Here is a 17,512-nt window from a genome sequence, read left to right on the forward strand (position 1 = left end):
TCAGACCCCGTACTCGACGGTCAGCAGCGCGCGCCCGAGCGTGTGGAAGGTCAGGTTGAACCCGACCTGCGCCGGCGGGGTGTCGGCGGCGACATCCAGCTTCGCGACGTCCAGCGCGTGCACCGCGAAGACGTACCGGTGCGGCGCGCCGGGCGGCGGGGCGGCGCCGTCGTACTTGTTGCCGGGGAAGTCGTTGCGGCCGTGGAAGGAGTCCGCACCCGGCAGGCTCCCGTCCGACGAACCGGCGCCGCGCGGCAGTCCGGTGGTGTCGGCGGGGAGGTTGAGCGCCAGCCAGTGCCACCAGCCGGAGCCGGTCGGCGCGTCCGGGTCGTAGCAGGTGACGGCGATGCTCTTGGTGCCCTCCGGCAGCCCCGACCAGGCCAGCTGCGGGGAGAGGTTGCCGCCGGCGTGGATGAACTCCGGTGCCAGCGTGCCGCCTTCGGTGATGTCCTCACTGCTCAGCTGGAAGGACGGCACCTGCGGCAGGAACTCGTACGGCAGCGGCGGACGAACACTCATGGTGTGCACCTCTCACGGTCGGAATGACACGGGTCACTGTAATGGGGTGCACGACCGATTCGGCCGCCCCTACAGTCGACGTCATGGCCTCCAAACTCGCCCGCCTGCTCTCGGATTCCCGCCAGGCACTGCTGACCATGCTCGGGATCCAGGCCGTCATCTGGTCCGTGCAGCTGGTGAACTGGCTGGACGACTACGACCTGTCCTACGACTACGGTCTGCGCTCGGAGCAGGTGGACGACCTGCCCGCGATGTTCACCATGCCGTTCCTGCACTTCAGTTGGGGCCACATCCTGTCCAACTCCTGGCCGCTGTTCGTGCTCGGCTTCCTGGCCGCCTACCGGGGCATGCGGAAGTTCCTGCTGGCCAGCCTGGTGGTCACGGTGTCCGGCGGGCTCACGGTCTGGCTGCTGGCGGGCTCGAACACCGTGACGGCCGGGGCGAGCGGCATGGTCTACGGCTACCTCGGCTACGTGGTGCTGCGCGGGGTCCTCGACCGCAACGTGCTGGACGCGGTCGTCGGCCTCGGCGTCGCCGCCACCTACTGGACGATCCTGATCGGCGTGCTGCCGGTCGCCCACGGGGTCAGCTGGCAGGGCCACCTCGGCGGGCTGATCGGCGGACTGGCCGCCGCCGTCCTGCTCCGTGACGGGGCGAAGCCGAAGCCCGCCCCCGCGGCCCCGGCCGCGGACGGCCCCCGCTCGGATCTGCTCAGGCAGCTCGACGACCTGGGCCTGTAGGACCCGCCGGCCCGCGCGCCAGGTATAGACCATTCCCACCCCGGCGGCTAGCGTGGGCGGCGCACCAGCCCTCCCCCGCTCCGGAGCCGCACCGTGGAGTCGTCCGTCCTCGCCTTCGCCACCGACCTGCTCGACGAGGGCGCCGACGCCTTCTTCGGCAACCTCACCGACCGCGCCCGGGTCGGCGGCGTCACCCTCGCCTCGGTCTACCACGAGGCCCGCGACGTCTTCCCGCACAACCCCCGCCGGGTGGTCCGCTACCTGGAGCCGGGCGCGGCGTACTTCCGCCCCGACCCGGCCGCCTGGCGGGGCCGGCGCCTCGCGCCGGTCCCGTCCACCGCGATCGGCGAGCGCGACCCCTTCGCCGAGGCCGCCGCGCAGGCCGGCCGCCGCGGCCTGAAGCTGCACGCCTGGACGGTGTTCTGCCACAACGACCGGCTCGGCTTCGCCCACCCCGACTGCTCCCCGGCCAACGCCTTCGGCGACCGCCACCTCACCGAGCTCTGCCCGGCCAACCCGGAGGTCCGCGAGTACGCCCTCACCCTGGTCGCCGAGCTCGCCCGGTACGGCGTGGACGCGGTCCGCGCCGAGTCCCCGCACTTCCACGGCCTGCGCCACGGCTACCACCACGAGCGCTACTTCGAGGAGCTGGGCCCGACCGCCGAGGCCCTGCTCGGCGTCTGCTTCTGCCCGCACTGCCGCACCGCCGCCGGGCGCGCGGGCATCCCGGCCGACGAGGTCGCCGGGGCGGTCCGGACGGAACTGCGCCGCCGGCTGGCCGACGAGCGGGCCGCCGCCGAGCCCGCCGACCTGAGCGCCCTCGCGGACGGCGCCTTCGCCGCGTACGTGGACGCCTCCGCCGCCACCGTCACCTCGCTCGCCGCCGACCTCACCGAGCAGGCCCGCCGGCACGGCATGCGGCTGAGCTTCATGGACGGCGGCGGCCCCGGCAAGGGCTGGCTGGCCGGCATCGACCTGCCCGCCCTCACCGGGGTCGTCGACCAGATCGAGACCCTCGGCTACGCGAAGACCCCGGAGGCCGTCCGGGAGAAGCTCGCCGCCTTCGCCCTGCACGGCGTCCGCCCGCGGGACATGGCGGTGATCCTGCGCCCGATGGCCTCGGACTGCGACGGCCCGGAGAACCTCGCCGCCAAGATCGCCGTGCTGCGCGAACTCGGCGTGCCCGAGGTCGAGTTCTACCACTACGGCCTGATGCGGCTGTCCTCCCTGGACCGGATCGGCGCCGCCCTCTCCGGCTGACCTACCGCCGCTTCCTGGACGTCCCGAACAGGCTGCGCGAGATCTCCTGCCCGAGCTGCCGCCCGGCCGAGCGGGCGAAGGACTTCACGGTCGGGTTGCTCAGCAGCGAGCCGAGCAGCCCGCCCGCGCCCGTCGCCTCCTCCCGCTCCTCCCGCCGCGGCGCGGGCCCGCGTTCGGGCTGGCGCGCGGGCTCGGCGGGCCCGGGCCGGGCGTCGGCGGCCCGCGCCGCCAGCTTCTCGTACGCCGACTCCCGGTCGATCGCGTCCCGGTAGCGCGCCGTCAGCGGCGAGGCGTCGACGGCCGCCCGCAGCGCCGCCTCCTCGACCGGCCCCATCAGCGACTGCGGCGCGCGCAGCCTGGTCGCCGCGACGGGCGTCGGCGCACCCTTCTCGGAGAGGACGGTCACCACGGCCTCGCCGGTGCCGAGCGAGGTGAGCACCGCGCTGAGGTCGTAGGAGGAGTGCGGGAAGGTCGAGACGGTGGCCTTGAGCGCCTTGGCGTCGTCCGGGGTGAAGGCGCGCAGCGCGTGCTGCACCCGGTTGCCCAACTGGGCCAGGACGTCGGCCGGGACGTCCTTCGGCGTCTGGGTGACGAAGAAGATGCCGACGCCCTTGGAGCGGATCAGCCGGACGGTCTGGGTGATCGCCTCCAGGAAGGCCTTGGAGGCGCCCTTGAACAGCAGGTGCGCCTCGTCGAAGAAGAACACCAGCCTGGGCTTGTCCGGGTCCCCCACTTCGGGCAGTTCCTGGTAGAGGTCGGCGAGCAGCCACATCAGGAAGGTGGAGAACAGCCGGGGCCGGTCCTGCACGGCGGGCAGTTCGAGCACCGAGACGACGCCCCGGCCGTCCGGGGCGGTCCGCAGCAGTTCGGCGGTGTCGTACTCGGGCTCGCCGAAGAACGCCCCGGCGCCCTCGTTCTCCAGCACGGTGAGCGCGCGCAGGATGACGCCCGCGGTGGCCGCGGAGAGGCCGCCGACGGTCTTCAGCTCCTCCTTGCCCTCGGGCGAGGCGAGGTGGCCGATCACGGCGGTGAGGTCCTTGAGGTCGTAGAGCTCCAGGCCCGCCCGGTCGGCGTAGTGGAACACCAGGCTGAGCGAGGACTCCTGGGTCTCGTTCAGGTCGAGCACCTTGGCGAGCAGCAGCGGCCCGAAGCTGGTGACGGTGGCCCGGACCGGGATGCCGGCGCCCTGCCCGCCGAGGGCGTAGAACTCGGTCGGGCAGCCCTGCGGCGTCCACGACTGCCCGACCTCGGCGGCCCGCGCGGCGGTGCGCTCGCTCGGCGCGCCGGGTGCGCAGACGCCGGAGACGTCGCCCTTGATGTCGGCGAGGAACACCGGCACGCCCTGGGCGGAGAGCTGTTCGGCGATCAGCTGGAGGGTTTTGGTCTTGCCGGTGCCGGTGGCCCCGGCGACCAGCCCGTGCCGGTTGAGCACGCCGAGCGGGATGCGCACCTGGGCCTCGGGGTACGCGGTGCCGTCCAGCAGCACCGCGCCGAGGTCGAGCGCGGGCCCGGTGAAGGCGTACCCGTCGGCGATCTCGCGGACGGTCGGCGGGGTGGGGGCGGAGGACATCGGCGCACACTCCTGGACGGCTGGCGGCTGACGGCTGACGGCTGACGGCTGGCGACGGGTGGCGAAGAAGGCGAGCGGTGACCGAACTTCGCGACATTTCCCATCAAACAGCCGCATTCACCCGCCCGCAGCTCACACCCGGGGGCGTGGCGGCACCGCGGCTGCTGCGCCATTCGCCGTCCGAACGGTAGGCTTTCCGTGTGATCTTCAAGCGCATCGGCAATGGGCGGCCGTACCCGGATCACGGCCGGACGAGCACCCGCCAGTGGGCTGACGTCGCCCCGCGTCCGGTGCGGCTCGACCAGCTGGTGACCACCAAGGGCCAACTCGACCTGGAAACCCTGCTGGCCGAGGACTCGACCTTCTACGGGGACCTCTTCGCCCACGTGGTGAAGTGGCACGGCGACCTCTACCTGGAGGACGGGCTGCACCGGGCCGTACGGGCCGCGCTGCAGCAGCGCCAGGTGCTGCACGCCCGCGTCCTCGAAATGGAGTGACGGCCCTCCCCGGCCGCCCTCCCCGCATCCGGACCTCCCGCGTCGACCGCCCGACCGCCACCCCGCGGAGGGCGGTCCGCGCGTACCCGGGTACCCGGCCGGGTACCCCCTTTCGGGTACCGGGATACTCCAGATGATGATCGTTTAGTACCTTCGCAGCCGGACGGCACTACGCTGCTGACTACGGCTACGACCTGGGACTCCGCCGCACCCGGCGGACACCCGCACCGGCCGACCCGTCATCCCGACCCCGCCCCGGCACGAGGGGGAGACAAACCGTGAGCATGTTGACTCCCCAAGGCCTCAAGGGGAAGCAGTACCGCGTCACCGGCAACGCCTATCCGCGGCTGGGCCGGCCCCCGAAGAAGAGCCGCAAGGTGATCGCGGCGCTCGCGGGCCTGCTCACGCTGGCGCTGATCGCCCTCGGCGGTGTGCAGCTGTACGACATCTTCACCGGCCGGAACAAGAACGCCTCCGCACAGGCCTGCGCGACCCCGTCCGGCAAGGCGCTGGCCGCCCCGGCGCCGGGCGCCACCCCGGGCGCCACCGGCGCACCCGCCACCGGCGCCCCGGCCGCCGGCCAGGGCGACCCGCACGCCATCCCGCAGCCGGCCACCGTCACGGTGAACGTCTACAACGCCACCACCAAGGCCGGCCTGGCCGGGCGGACCGCCGAGGAGCTGAAGAAGCGCGGCTTCACCATCGGCAAGGTCGGCAACGCCCCGGCCGAGCTGGACAAGAAGGTGCCCGGCCCCGCCCAGGTGATCGCCGGCCCGGCCGGCGCCGGCGCGGGCACCCTGGTCGGCTCGCAGATCGCCGGGGCCACCGTCACCGCCGACGCCCGCACCGACGCCACCGTGGACTTCGTGATCGGCGACAGCTACAACGCCCTGCTGGACGAGACCCAGGCGGCCGCCGCCCTCGCCCTGGCCACCAAGCCCTCCCCCACCCCGACCGCCACCGGCAGCTGCTGACCCACCGGCGGACGGACCCCGGCCGGCGGACACCGGAACGCGCGAGAGCCCCCCGACGTCGGGTCGGGGGGCTCTCGTCCGTTCGGGGCGGGACTCAGCCGGCGGTGCCGTACAGCCGGTCGCCCGCGTCGCCGAGACCGGGGACGATGTAGCCGTTCTCGTTCAGCCGCTCGTCCAGCGCGGCGGTGACCACGGTGACCGGCAGCCCGGCCAGCTCCCGCTTCATCACCTCGACGCCCTCCGGCGCGGCCAGCAGCACCACGGCGGTGACGTCGGTGGCGCCCCGCTCGATCAGCATCCTGATCGCGGCGACCAGCGTGCCGCCGGTGGCCAGCATCGGGTCGAGCACGTAGACCTGGCGGCCGGAGAGGTCGTCCGGCATCCGGGTGGCGTAGGTGGAGGCCTCCAGGGTCTCCTCGTTGCGCACCATGCCGAGGAAACCGACCTCGGCGGTGGGCAGCAGCCGGGTCATGCCGTCCAGCATGCCGAGGCCGGCCCGCAGGATCGGCACGACCAGCGGGCGCGGGTAGCTGAGCCGGGTGCCGAGGGTGACCGCCACGGGCGTGGTGATCTCCACCTCGTCGGTGCGGACGTCCCTGGTGGCCTCGTAGGCGAGGAGGGTCACCAGCTCGTCGGTCAGGCGACGGAAGGTCGGCGAGTCGGTGCGCTCGTCGCGCAGGGTGGAGAGCTTGTGGGCGACCAGGGGGTGGTCGACGACGTGGAGACGCATGCATCGAGGTTAGCCCGCTCCCGGACGCCCGTACGACACGCCGTGCCAGGGCCGCCGACCGGGCCGGGTCACCCCGCGGTGACACGCCGTGACAAGGGGCGAATGTCCGGACGGAACCGGATCCCGTGGTATCAACCGGGCCGAACTGGGAATGTCTCGACCCATGACGAGCAACCCGAAGCCCGGGGACGGCTCGGCGGACGAGCCCGTCATCGGGGCGGGCCGGCGCTCCGGCCCCCCGCAGGACCCCCCGGAGACCGAGGCGGAGCGCCGCAAGCGGCGGGCCGTCTTCCTCCGCGAGCTCGCGGAGGCCCGCGAACTGCGCGAGCGGGTCCAGCCCCGGCGGACCAAGGAGCGGCGGATGCGCGAAGCGATGCGGATGCGAACATTCCGGATCTGACCGGGCCTTCCGGGGCCGTCCGGGCGCACTCCGACACGCTCCGCACCGTCCCGGTGGCGCGCCGTCGCCCGGCGGCCGGGCCTTCCGACACGACCTGCGAAGACGCGCTGCCGAACACCCCCCGCAAGGGCGGGCTTTCTGTCACGATTCCGATGGGACGGTCCGAACAAGCGGGCCGCCTCTGGCGCGGGGGCGGCCAGGATTCCGCGTTGCCCGTACGCGCCGACAGCCGAGACCGATGATCTTGGGAGTGTCCCTGGTGGCGTACTTCGCTGCAGTGCTTGCTCGCACCGAGGACGGGTGGGATGTGAGCGAGGCCGAGCTCGACGACGTCGAAACCCTGGCCGATCTGGTCGACCTGGCCCGCGACAGTGCCCAGGACGACGACAGCGTCCTGATCTTCATCGAACAGGAGGACTCCTGGTTCGCCATCGTCCGGGTGGACGGCGAGGAGGACCCGCGGATCTTCGTGTCGGACGGCGCCGCCGCCGCCCGCAGCTCGTACGGCTCCGTCCTCACCGACGAGCTGGTCGACCAGGCCGGCGAGAGCGAGTTCGGCGACCTCGACCACCTGCTCGACGAGAGCGAGGAGACCCAGGCCCAGGACGACGAGGACGAGGACGGGCGGGGCAACGTCCCGGTCGGCCCGCTCGGCGACTCCCACCTGCTCACCGAGTTCGGCCTGGCCTCCGAGGACCTGCTCGGCCTCAGCGGCGAGGGCGCGGTGCCGGGCGACGCCCTGGAGGAGATCGCCGAGGCCCTGGGCTGCGGCGAGGTGCTGGAGGCGGTCCGGTAGCGGCCGGGTGCCCCGCACCGGCACCCGGGCCGGATGCCCGACACTGGATGCCATGCAGCCCGCATCCGCCGCGCAGACCGCACTCCGCATCGCCCCCCTGCCCGCCCCCGTCCGCCCCGACCCGGTCCGTGACCGCTGGGCGGCGCCGATGCGCCTCGCCATCGCCGAGGCCGCCCTGGCGCCGGCCACCGGTGACGTCCCGGTCGGGGCGCTCGTCCTGGGCCCGGACGGCGAGGTCGTCGGGCGCGGCCACAACGAGCGCGAGGCGGTCGGCGACCCGACCGCGCACGCCGAGGTGGTCGCCATCCGGCAGGCCGCGGCCGCGCTCGGGGAGTGGCGGCTCTCCGGCTGCACCCTGGTCGTCACGCTGGAGCCCTGCACGATGTGCGCCGGCGCCATCGTGCTCTCCCGGATCGACCGGGTGGTCTACGGCGCCGTCGACGAGAAGGCCGGCGCGGCCGGCTCGCTCTTCGACGTGATGCGCGACCGGCGGCTCAACCACCGCCCCGAGGTGGTCTGGGGCGTCCTCGCGCAGGAGTGCGGCGAGCAGCTGCGCACCTTCTTCGACACCCACCGCTGACCCCGCCCGGGAGCGTCCCCGGATACGGATTTCGTGACCGCGCCACCCGTCCGGTAGAGTTCCCCTCGGTAGCGTGTCCGAGCGGCCAAAGGAGCACGCCTCGAAAGCGTGTGTGGGGGCAACTCCACCGTGGGTTCGAATCCCACCGCTACCGCTGGAAAGCCCGAGGGCCCGTCCGATCCGGACGGGCCCTCGGCGTTTCCGCGCACCCTCGAACGCGGAAAGGGCTCCGCACCCCGGGCCGATGACCACCGGTGCCCGGTCCGTGCGGAGCCTGAGGGGGAGCGGCTCGGGGGGACTGACCGCTCCCCCGGCGGAGTTCCCACCACCGGGTCCGCGTCGGGGGAGAGCCGCGGCGCCCGGTCCCACAGCGGGGAACTCCGGTCCACGCACCGGGGATTCCTGCCAGATCCTCGGTACGTCCTCCATCCTGCCGCCCGGGCCCCGCCCGGGCACCCGGAGAAAGGCCCCACTCGCGGGGACCTTCGTCCCGCCGGACGAACGCGTCGCACACTTGATAGCCCGTCCGGTGGATAAGCTGCCCCTGAGGGTCGCTCGGGGAGCCGGATGACGGCGGCCCACAGCAGGGAGGAAGGTCACCGATGGCGCAGGCGAAGAAGATCGGCATCGTGCTCCTGCTCGTCTTCGTCCTCTACTCGATCATCACCTCGCCGGCCCGGTCCGCCGAACTCGTCCAGCTGGGCTTCGAGGGCATCTCGAACGCGGCCAAGGCGGTCGGCACCTTCATGACCGGGCTGCTCAAGTAGGCCCGGCCGGGGCAGCGGGCGGACGGCCCGCGAGCGGCGCGGGCGCACCGGCTACCGTGGGCGGCACTTCCTGTCCCCGTCCGCGAGGAGCGGCATCGTGATCCGGCACCTGGTCCTGTTCAAGCTCAACGAAGGCGTCAGCAAGGACGACGCGCGCGCGCTCGCCGGCGCCGAGGCCTTCGCCGAGCTCGGCTCGCTGATCCCCGAGCTGCGCGAGTGGGAGTGCGCCTGGAACACCACCGAGCGCGACATCGCGTACGACTACGCGATCAACAGCCTGGTCGAGGACCGCGAGGCCCTGCAGGCGTACCTGACCCACCCGGCGCACCAGGCCGCGGCGGGCCTGTGGCGCGAGTTCGCCACGTGGGTGATCGCGGACATCGAGGTCTGATCCCGGCACCGCAGCGGGGCCCGGCACCGGGCCCCCTCCCCCGCGGGCCGTCCCCCGGACGGCCCGCGCCGCCCCGCCCGGCCACCGGGCGGGGCGTCTTGCTCTGTCCGGGAACGACCCTTGCGGCGCCTCGCCGCCGGGCCCGGTGAAGGTCGCACACCCCACCAACACACCTCCACCGGGTACTTGCCCGAACTACGCCCACCTTGTGATGCTATGACCGGTTTTGCCGGACATGGCGAGGTGGAGAACCAGCCGCGACACCCGATCCGCAGGGCCCGCCGTAGACGACTTTGGGAGGGGTGACGTGTCCGTGGACGAAGTGCTGGCTGCGATCATCAGCCCGGCCGGCGAACTCCGCCCGGACGGACTGCGCGGCCCCGGCGGCCGACCCGCCGTGGACGTCCGGACGCTGACCCGGGTGCTGTTCGAGCGGCTCGCCGAGCTGCCCCCGGACGCCCCCGAGCGGGAGCGGGTCCGGGCCGCGCTGATCGAGGTGAACATCCCGCTGGTGCGCTACGCCGCCACCCGCTTCCGCAGCCGCAGCGAGCCGATGGAGGACGTCGTCCAGGTCGGCACCATCGGCCTGATCAACGCGATCGACCGCTTCGACCCCACCCGCGGCGTGCAGTTCCCCACCTACGCGCTGCCGACCATCCTCGGCGAGATCAAGCGCTACTTCCGCGACAACGTCCGCACCATGCACGTCCCGCGCCGGCTCCAGGAGCTGTGGGTCCAGGTCAGCGGCGCGATGGAGGAGCTGACGGTGCTGCACGGGCGGGCCCCCAAGGTCCCCGAGATCGCCGCCAGCCTGCGGATCCCCGAGGAGGACGTCCGGGCCTGCCTGGACGCCGGACGGGCCTACAACGCGGCCTCGCTGGAGGCGGCGCAGGAGCACGAGGGCGGGCTCGCCCTGCTCGACCGGCTGGGCTACGAGGACTCGGCGCTGGCCGAGGTCGAGCACCGGGACATGGTCCGCCACCTGCTGGTCCAACTCCCCGAACGGGAACGGCGGATCGTGATGCTGCGGTTCTTCGCCAACCTCACCCAGTCGCAGATCAGCACCGAGCTGGGGATGTCCCAGATGCACGTCTCGCGACTGCTGTCGCGGATCCTGACGAGGCTTCGGACCGGCAACTCCTGGGAAGAGTGACATCGCAGCGCGTCACCCCGGTGTGACTTCTCGCGACGTTCGGGTTTGCCGTGGCCGGTGTGCCGGTATGGAGGGGGTTGGGCCCCCGCCGGGAACCTCCGTGCGTCGGCCCCCGTTCAACCGTCAGTCACGAGGGGGTGGGCGCATGTCCGGAGAGCTCGGCACTGCGGAGATCCACGCTGGTCAGGCCGGGGTCGCGGCCGTCGCCGAGGGCGGCGTCCCGCACCAGCGGACCACGCCGCACGAGGCCCCGCCCGGCGCCGGGCTGGACACCCGGACGCTCTCCCGCTCGCTGTTCCTGCGGCTGGCCTCGCTGGAGCCCGGCAGCGCCGAGCACACCTACGTCCGCGACACCCTGATCGAGCTCAACCTGCCGCTGGTCCGGTACGCCTCGGCGCGCTTCCGCAGCCGCAACGAGCCGATGGAGGACATCGTCCAGGTCGGCACCATCGGGCTGATCAAGGCGATCGACCGGTTCGACCCGGAGCGCGGGGTGGAGTTCCCCACCTTCGCGATGCCCACCGTGGTCGGCGAGATCAAGCGCTTCTTCCGGGACACCAGCTGGTCGGTGCGGGTGCCGCGCCGCCTGCAGGAGCTGCGGCTGGCCCTCACCAAGGCCGGCGACGAGCTGGCCCAGCGGCTGGACCGCTCCCCCACCGTGGCCGAGCTGGCCGTCTGCCTGGGGGTCAGCGAGGAGGACGTGGTCGAGGGCCTCGCGGTGGGCAACGCCTACACCGCCAGCTCGCTCGACTCCAGCCCCGGCGAGGAGGAGGGCGACGGCCCGCTCGCCGAGCGGCTCGGCTACGAGGACCTCGCGCTGGAGGGCGTCGAGTACCGCGAGTCGCTGAAGCCCCTGCTGGCCAAGCTGCCGCCGCGCGAGCGCCGGATCATCATGCTGCGCTTCTTCGGCAACCTGACCCAGTCGCAGATCGGCGAGGAGATCGGGATCTCCCAGATGCACGTCTCGCGGCTGCTGACCCGCACCCTGACGCAGCTGCGCGAGGGCCTGATCAACGAGGGCTGAGCCGCCGGCCCCTCGGGGCCCGGCACGCCGCATTCCGGACGGCCCGCATTCCCCCCGCGCCCGGGGGCGGTGGACGAACCGGCGCCCGCATTGCATATTCGATCCGCGTCGTGACACAAGGTGTCAGATATTGCATGAACCTGCCCATTGGGGCGGAGAGTTGTGCGAGAGTGTGACGCGCGACGACTTCGGTTCCGACATCCGGGGAAGGTCACGTCGATCTACGGTCGGTAACCAGGTGTAGCACTCCGGCTTCCGGTTTTTCATTTTCAATTCATTATTTGCATCACCGGTCCGGTTCCGGTCACAATCAGCGCCTTCATGGCTTCGCCATGAACGTTGGTAACAGGTTCGCTGCACTCTCGCCCAATTGGTCCCTCGCGCCGCCACGCCTCGACCAGGATGGGCGCCGGGCAGCCTGCTGCCCGCGAACAGCTACAGGGCAGGCGAGCGAGGGCCACCCGGCGCCTGCCTCAAGGGGAGGATCACCATGGGTCGAGCGACCCGAAGAGTCGCCGCTTGCGCGGCGGCAGTTCTGCTGGCCAGCGGCCTCCAGACCACCCTGGCTTTCGGCGACACCACGCCGCCCAGGATCGACCTCACCATCCTGGTCATCGACGACGGCGGGCCGTCGGTCGCGGCGATCACCGCCGAGCTGAAGAGCCAGGGAACCCCGTACCAGGTCGTCAGCCTGAGTGACGCGAGCCGGCCCACCATCACCACCGCTTTCCTGAGCGACACGGTGAACGGCCAGCCGCGCGGGAAGTTCCAGGGCATCGTCATGCCCAACGAAAACCCGTTCAGCAACACCACCGAGATGGCCGCGATCGCGAGCTACGAAGCCGCTTTCAACGTCCGCCAGATCGACGCCTACACGTGGGCCAACCCTGCGGTCGGGCTGAACTACGCGTCGAATCCGGGATACGTCGGCACCCTCGACGGATTCCAGGCGGCCACCACGGCCGCCGGCACTTCGGGTCCGTTCGGGTACCTCAAGGGCAGCGTCCCGTTCGAGGACAACGACCCGAACGTCAGCGAGAGTTACGGATACCTGGCGACCCCGCTCGCCAACCTCCCGTCCGGTGCCTCGTTCACCCCGCTGGTCGACGCCGCGATACCCAACTCGACCACCCGCGGTTCCCTCGTCGGTGAATACACCCACGACGGCCGCAAGGAACTGGTCGTCACGTTCGTCTACAACCGGTACCAGCAGCAGTACCGGCTGCTGGCCCGCGGCATGGTCGACTGGATCACCCAGGGCGTCCACCTCGGCTACGACCGGAACTACTTCGCGACCCACATCGACGACGTGTTCCTGGCCGACGACCGCTGGTCGACCACGCTCAAGTGCACCCCCGGCGACGTCACCTGCCCGCCCGGCACCCCGGACACCGGCACCCCGATCCGGATGACCCAGGCGGACGCGCAGTACGCGAAGCAGTGGGAAGCCACCAACAACTTCACCCTCGACATGCTGTTCAACGGCAACGGCAGCGAGGACTGGAAGGCCGACCACCAGACCACGGTGGACCCGACCGCCAGCCAGATGATCGCCGACCAGAACAGCTACCGCTGGGTCAACCACACCTACAGCCACCCGTACCTGGGCTGCGTCCAGGACGTCACCGTGGTGCCGTGGCGCTGCACCACGGACGCCGGTGGCAACACCGTCTGGGTCGACTACAACACGATCTACAGCCAGATCAAGAACAACTTCGACTGGGCCGCCAAGAGCGGCCTGAACGCCGACCCGCAGGTCCTCGTCACCGGTGAGCACTCCGGTCTGCTGACCGCCCCGCAGGAGACCAGCGACAACCCGAACCTGGCGCCGGCGCTGGCCGCCAACGGCATCAAGTTCACCGGCAGCGACGCCTCCCGCGAGGCCGCCCAGCGGCCCGTGGGCTCGTCCACGCTGACCGTGCCGCGGTACCCGATGAACGTCTTCTACAACGCCGGCTCCGCCGTCGAGGAGACCGACGAGTACAACTGGATCTACACCAGCAAGGCCAACGGCGGCAGCGGCGTCTGCGAGAACAACCCCAACTCCACCTGCCTGCCCAAGCCGCTGGACACCACCACCGGCTACCAGTCGTACATCGTGCCGCTGGAGGCCCGGATCGACCTCGGCCACGTGCTGAGCAACGACCCGCGGCCGCACTTCATCCACCAGTCGAACCTCTCCGAGGGCCGGATCGCGTACCCGGTGCTGGAGAAGATCCTCGGCACCTACCGCTCGCTGCACGCCGACAACGCCCCGATCGTGAACCTCAGCGAGCGGCAGATCGGCCAGGAGTTCCAGAAGCGCACGGCCTGGAACAACGCCGTCGCCGCCGGTCAGGTCACCGCCTACCGGGTCGGGAACACCGTGACGGTCAACGCGCCGGCCGGTGTTCAGGTCGAGGCCACCATGCCGACCGGAACTGCTCAGCAGCTGGCCATCGGCACGACCGCCTTCGGTTCGGCCTACGCCGGTACGCTCTCGGGCTGGGTGTCCCCGGGCGCCCTGCAGAGCAGCGTCACCCTGCAGCTCCCCTCGGGCGCGGCTCCGGCCGCCCCGGCCGCAGTCGCCCCGAGCGTCGCGGCCAAGTCCGTCCCGGCTCCGGCCCCCGCGGACAAGAAGGTCGTCCCGCAGGGCGTCGCCACCCCCGTCCCGGTGGGCCCGAGCGACACCACCCGCAAGCCCGCCACGTCCCTCGTCCCCGGCAGCGGCACCCCGGTGCCGAGCAAGGACGCCGCGGACAAGAACGGCAACACCGGCAACGGCGCCGGTGACGGGCAGCACGGCAAGCCCTCCGGGGAGCCGGCCTCGCACCGCGGAACCACCGGCCGCCCCGGCGCCCGCTGACCGGATAGTCGCAGGCCGAACCACCCGATGACGGGGCCGGGTCGACGACCCGGCCCGGCCCCGCCACGACCCCCGTCCGGCCACCCAGGCCGGACACCCGACGCAGGAACAGGAGGGGGGACAGGAGATGCGCGTCACCCTGCTCACCGAGGGGACGTACCCGCACCAGCACGGCGGCGTGAGCGTCTGGTGCGACCAACTCGTTCAGGGCATGCCGGACGTCGACTTCGACGTCATCGCCGTCACCGGAACCGGCCACGAGTCACTGGCCTGGGAGCTGCCCGCCAACGTACGGTCGGTCACCACCGCTCCGCTGTGGGGCCCGGCCTCCGAGGCCCGGCCGCCCCGCGGCAAGGAGATGCGCCGCTTCCTCAACGCCTACGAGCGGTTCCTCCACTCCCTCCTGGACCCGGTCTACACCACCCACTTCGGCACCGAGCTGTACGGCTTCGCCGACCTCGCCCGGAGCGGGCTGCTCAGCCCGGCCCTGCGCAGCGAGCGCGCCCTGCGCACCCTCCAGCACGTCTGGACCCGCGACTACCTGCCCACCGCCGCCTCCCGGCCCACCCTGCACGACGCGCTGAACGCCACCGACCTGCTGGAGCACGCCCTGCGGCCGCTCTCGGTCGCCCCGCCGAAGGACGGCGTCGCGCACGCGGCCAGCGGCGGCCTCGCCACCCTGCCGGGGCTGATCGCCGCCCAGCAGTACGGCGTACCGTTTCTGCTCACCGAGCACGGCATCTACCTGCGCGAGCGCTACCTCGGCTACCGCACCGGCCCCTACCGCTGGCCCGTCAAGGCGCTGCTGCTCGGCTTCTACCGGATGCTCGCCGAGGAGAGCTACCGGCAGGCCGCCCTGGTCACCCCCGGCAACCGGTACAACCGGCGCTGGGAGGAGCGCGGCGGCACGCCGTCCAGCCACATCCGCACCGTCTACAACGGGGTGGACCCGGCGGCCTTCCCGCCGGCCGGCCCCGAACCCGAGACCCCGACCCTCAGCTGGGCCGGCCGGGTCGACCCGATCAAGGACCTGGAGACGCTGATCCGGGCCTTCGCCATCGTCCACCGCGAGATCCCCGAGGCGCGGCTGCGGCTCTTCGGGGGCACTCCCAAGGGCGGCGAGGCGTACCGGGACGGCTGCATAGCCCTGGCCGCCGAGCTCGGCATCGCCGACTCGGTGGCCTTCGAAGGCCGCGTCGCCGACATCACCGACGCGTACGCGGCGGGCAACGTGGTCATGCTCTCCAGCATCAGCGAGGGCTTCCCGTTCACCCTGATCGAGGCCATGTCCTGCGGCCGCGCGACCGTCTCCACCGACGTCGGCGGCGTGCGCGAGGCCGTGGGCGACACCGGCCTGGTCGTCCCCCCGCGCGAACCCGAACCGATGGCCGCCGCCGCGATCGAGCTGCTGCGCGACCCCGAACGGCGCGCCCGCCTCGGCGAGCAGGCCCGGCTGCGGGTGATCGAGCAGTTCACGCTCCGGCAGAACATCGACGGCTTCCGCGGCATCTACACCGAACTGCTCGGCACCGCCCGCTGGATGCCCGGCGGCATGGTCGCCGTCACCGACCAGACGCCCAGCCCCGACTGGGCGGACCGCCCGCTGGCCAGCGCCCAGCCCGCCGCGCAGACGAGCGAGGTGGGAGCGTGAGTGGTCCGCTTCGTCTTGTTCCCGGCGAGGGCCCCGAGCGGACGATGCAGCTGCGCACGCTGCCGCTCAAGCGCCGCCGCCCCGCGCTCCCGGCCGAGCCCGAGCCCGAGGAGCAACTCGGCCTCTCCGCCGACCCGTTGGACGAACTCGCCGAGCGCCTGAACGACATCTGCGCCGACGCCGTCCACCCCTACGAGATCGCCGCCATCCTGGAGTCGGACGGCCTCTCGGACGAGCAGGCCGCGCTGCTGTACGGCCGCCCCGACGCGTTCACCGTCGCCGAGGAGCTGTTCGAGAAGGTCCAGCGCCGCTACCCCGGCCCGAGCTCCGAGTTCGCCAACCCCTGGCGGGCCGACCCCTGGCGCTGCGTGGTGCGCGGCCTGGTGTTCGCCCTGCCCGGGCTCGGCTACCTGCTCGGCGCCAACCTGTTCGCGACCGCCCGGATGCGCTTCGGCCTGCCCTCGGGCATGCTCGCGCTGTCCGTGGCCACCCTGGTCAGCTGGGGCTTCAACCAGGCGCTGGCGCACCGCGCGTACCGCTGGCTGGGCCGGCTGCGCCGCCGGGACGCCGCCCGCTGCCTGGCCGTGGGCGCGCCGCTCGGCGCACTGGTCGCGGCCGCCGCCGCGTACGTGGTCGGCGGGCCGCTCGGCGCGCTGGCCTTCGCCGCCGGGCAGTCCGCGTACCTGGGCGCGGCCACCGTGCTGCTGGTGCTCGGGCGGGAGAAGTTCCTGCTGGTCGCGCTCGCGCCGGCCTCGGTCGGCGCGGGCGTGGTGCTCGCCGTCGACGTCCCCCAGACGGTACGGACGGTGGTGCTGCTCGCCTCGGTGGCGCTGGCGGTCGGCCTGGCCGGCCGGGAGCTGGTGCGCTGCATCCGCGGCGTGGAGCCGGAGGCCGTCGAGCTGAAGCTGCCGCTGCGCCAGGAGCTGCCGCACCTGCTGTTCGGCCTGGCCTGCGGCGCGCTCACGCTGATCGCCGGCCTCGGCGAGACCATCCACCAGGCCGTGCAGGCCGGCGGCCACGCCGTCCACGGCGCCGCGCACGCCGCCCACACGGCCGCCGCGCACGGCGCCGGGCACCCGGCCGCCGTCGCGCACGAGGCGAAGGCCGCGCTGACCGGGCCCGCCATGATCGCGCTGACGCTCAGCCTGGGCCTCGCCGAGTGGCTGCTCTTCCGCTACCGGGCGATGGCGGTGGCCGCGCTGCGCACCAGCCACACCACCGGGCAGTTCGGCCGCCGCACCGGCGGCATCCTGCTCGGCTGCCTGTTCATCTACCTCACCACCGTGGCCGCGCTGGACGCCGCCGCGACCGTGCTGTGGCCCGGCGCCCCCGCGCTGGGCGTGCCGCAGCTCGGCGCGATGCTGCTCCTCGGCGGCTCGCTCTGGCTGGCGCTGCTGCTGAACGCCTTCGGGTTCAGCTGGAGCACCGCCCTCATCTGTCTGGCCGCCGCGCTCGCCGAGAGCGCCGGGCTGCTGACCGGTGCGGATCCGATCGTCCTGCAGCTGATCGGCTGCGGGGCGGCCGCGCTCGTCCTCACCGCCATCGCCGGGCCCGCGCTCGGCCGCACCACCCAGCACCGCTGATCCACCACCACCGACCCACACCGAACGAACCA

At 72.7% G+C, this 17,512-nt stretch carries 17 protein-coding genes and 1 tRNA gene; 15 read left to right on the plus strand and 3 right to left on the minus strand.

Annotation, left to right across the window (positions count from 1 at the left end; genetic code table 11):
• Positions 1-519 (minus strand): YbhB/YbcL family Raf kinase inhibitor-like protein, encoded by a 519-nt coding sequence (locus tag ACPC54_RS03290; RefSeq protein WP_498960676.1) that lies wholly within the window; start codon positions 517-519, stop codon positions 1-3.
• An 83-nt stretch (positions 520-602) separates the two neighbouring features.
• On the opposite strand from ACPC54_RS03290, the gene ACPC54_RS03295 reads away from it, so the two are divergent.
• Together ACPC54_RS03295 and ACPC54_RS03300 are read left to right on the plus strand one after the other, a co-directional pair.
• Entirely contained in the window at positions 603-1,259 is a 657-nt protein-coding gene (locus ACPC54_RS03295) for a rhomboid family intramembrane serine protease (RefSeq protein ID WP_498960677.1), read from the plus strand.
• A gap of 93 nt (positions 1,260-1,352) precedes the next feature.
• A complete protein-coding gene (locus tag ACPC54_RS03300) occupies positions 1,353-2,519 on the plus strand; it encodes a hypothetical protein (protein WP_498960679.1) in 1,167 nt (388 codons plus the stop codon).
• Between the two features lies 1 nt (position 2,520).
• Here the strand turns inward: ACPC54_RS03300 and ACPC54_RS03305 are convergent, their stop codons facing one another.
• A complete protein-coding gene (locus ACPC54_RS03305; RefSeq protein WP_498960681.1) occupies positions 2,521-4,089 on the minus strand; it encodes a helicase HerA-like domain-containing protein in 1,569 nt (522 codons plus the stop codon).
• A gap of 200 nt (positions 4,090-4,289) precedes the next feature.
• Between ACPC54_RS03305 and ACPC54_RS03310 the strand changes: the two genes are divergently transcribed.
• Both ACPC54_RS03310 and ACPC54_RS03315 read left to right on the plus strand, forming a co-directional pair.
• Positions 4,290-4,586 carry a type II toxin-antitoxin system VapB family antitoxin gene (locus ACPC54_RS03310; RefSeq protein WP_030061387.1) on the plus strand — a complete coding sequence of 99 codons (297 nt, stop codon included), beginning with the start codon at positions 4,290-4,292 and terminating at the stop codon, positions 4,584-4,586.
• Positions 4,587-4,870: 284 nt separating this feature from the next.
• Complete coding sequence (locus tag ACPC54_RS03315) at positions 4,871-5,560, plus strand: LytR C-terminal domain-containing protein (protein ID WP_498961537.1); 690 nt, start codon at positions 4,871-4,873, stop codon at positions 5,558-5,560.
• Between the two features lie 94 nt (positions 5,561-5,654).
• Here the strand turns inward: ACPC54_RS03315 and upp are convergent, their stop codons facing one another.
• A complete protein-coding gene (gene upp, locus ACPC54_RS03320) occupies positions 5,655-6,290 on the minus strand; it encodes a uracil phosphoribosyltransferase (protein ID WP_391555022.1) in 636 nt (211 codons plus the stop codon).
• A 163-nt stretch (positions 6,291-6,453) separates the two neighbouring features.
• Between upp and ACPC54_RS03325 the strand changes: the two genes are divergently transcribed.
• The 11 genes from ACPC54_RS03325 to ACPC54_RS03375 all read left to right on the plus strand — a co-directional run bounded on the left by ACPC54_RS03325 (position 6,454) and on the right by ACPC54_RS03375 (position 17,480).
• Positions 6,454-6,690: a hypothetical protein gene (locus ACPC54_RS03325; protein ID WP_498960684.1), complete on the plus strand. Its 237-nt coding sequence runs from the start codon at positions 6,454-6,456 to the stop codon at positions 6,688-6,690.
• Between the two features lie 238 nt (positions 6,691-6,928).
• On the plus strand, positions 6,929-7,486 hold the full coding sequence (locus ACPC54_RS03330; RefSeq protein WP_498960686.1) for a tRNA adenosine deaminase-associated protein: 558 nt from the start codon (positions 6,929-6,931) through the stop codon (positions 7,484-7,486).
• Positions 7,487-7,538: 52 nt separating this feature from the next.
• A complete protein-coding gene (gene tadA, locus ACPC54_RS03335; protein ID WP_498960688.1) occupies positions 7,539-8,066 on the plus strand; it encodes a tRNA adenosine(34) deaminase TadA in 528 nt (175 codons plus the stop codon).
• 67 nt (positions 8,067-8,133) lie between these two features.
• Positions 8,134-8,220: transfer RNA gene (locus ACPC54_RS03340), tRNA-Ser, on the plus strand.
• 448 nt (positions 8,221-8,668) lie between these two features.
• Positions 8,669-8,833 carry a hypothetical protein gene (locus ACPC54_RS03345; RefSeq protein ID WP_498960690.1) on the plus strand — a complete coding sequence of 55 codons (165 nt, stop codon included), beginning with the start codon at positions 8,669-8,671 and terminating at the stop codon, positions 8,831-8,833.
• Between the two features lie 97 nt (positions 8,834-8,930).
• Positions 8,931-9,224 (plus strand): Dabb family protein, encoded by a 294-nt coding sequence (locus ACPC54_RS03350; protein ID WP_498960692.1) that lies wholly within the window; start codon positions 8,931-8,933, stop codon positions 9,222-9,224.
• Between the two features lie 307 nt (positions 9,225-9,531).
• A complete protein-coding gene (locus ACPC54_RS03355; protein ID WP_498960694.1) occupies positions 9,532-10,377 on the plus strand; it encodes an RNA polymerase sigma factor SigF in 846 nt (281 codons plus the stop codon).
• A 145-nt stretch (positions 10,378-10,522) separates the two neighbouring features.
• Positions 10,523-11,401: an RNA polymerase sigma factor SigF gene (locus ACPC54_RS03360; protein ID WP_498960696.1), complete on the plus strand. Its 879-nt coding sequence runs from the start codon at positions 10,523-10,525 to the stop codon at positions 11,399-11,401.
• Between the two features lie 490 nt (positions 11,402-11,891).
• Positions 11,892-14,246, plus strand: a complete 2,355-nt coding sequence (locus ACPC54_RS03365) for a hypothetical protein (protein ID WP_498960698.1) — start codon at positions 11,892-11,894, stop codon at positions 14,244-14,246.
• A gap of 127 nt (positions 14,247-14,373) precedes the next feature.
• Positions 14,374-15,897: a GT4 family glycosyltransferase PelF gene (gene pelF, locus ACPC54_RS03370; protein WP_498960700.1), complete on the plus strand. Its 1,524-nt coding sequence runs from the start codon at positions 14,374-14,376 to the stop codon at positions 15,895-15,897.
• The gene (locus ACPC54_RS03375; RefSeq protein WP_498960702.1) at positions 15,894-17,480 is read left to right on the plus strand and encodes a hypothetical protein; all 1,587 of its coding nucleotides are present in this window, start codon (positions 15,894-15,896) and stop codon (positions 17,478-17,480) included. The genes pelF and ACPC54_RS03375 overlap by 4 nt, the downstream gene beginning before the upstream one ends.
• The last annotated feature ends 32 nt before the right edge of the window (positions 17,481-17,512 follow it).

Source organism: Kitasatospora sp. NPDC094028 (assembly GCF_049543595.1).
Classification (GTDB): Bacteria; Actinomycetota; Actinomycetes; order Streptomycetales; family Streptomycetaceae; genus Kitasatospora.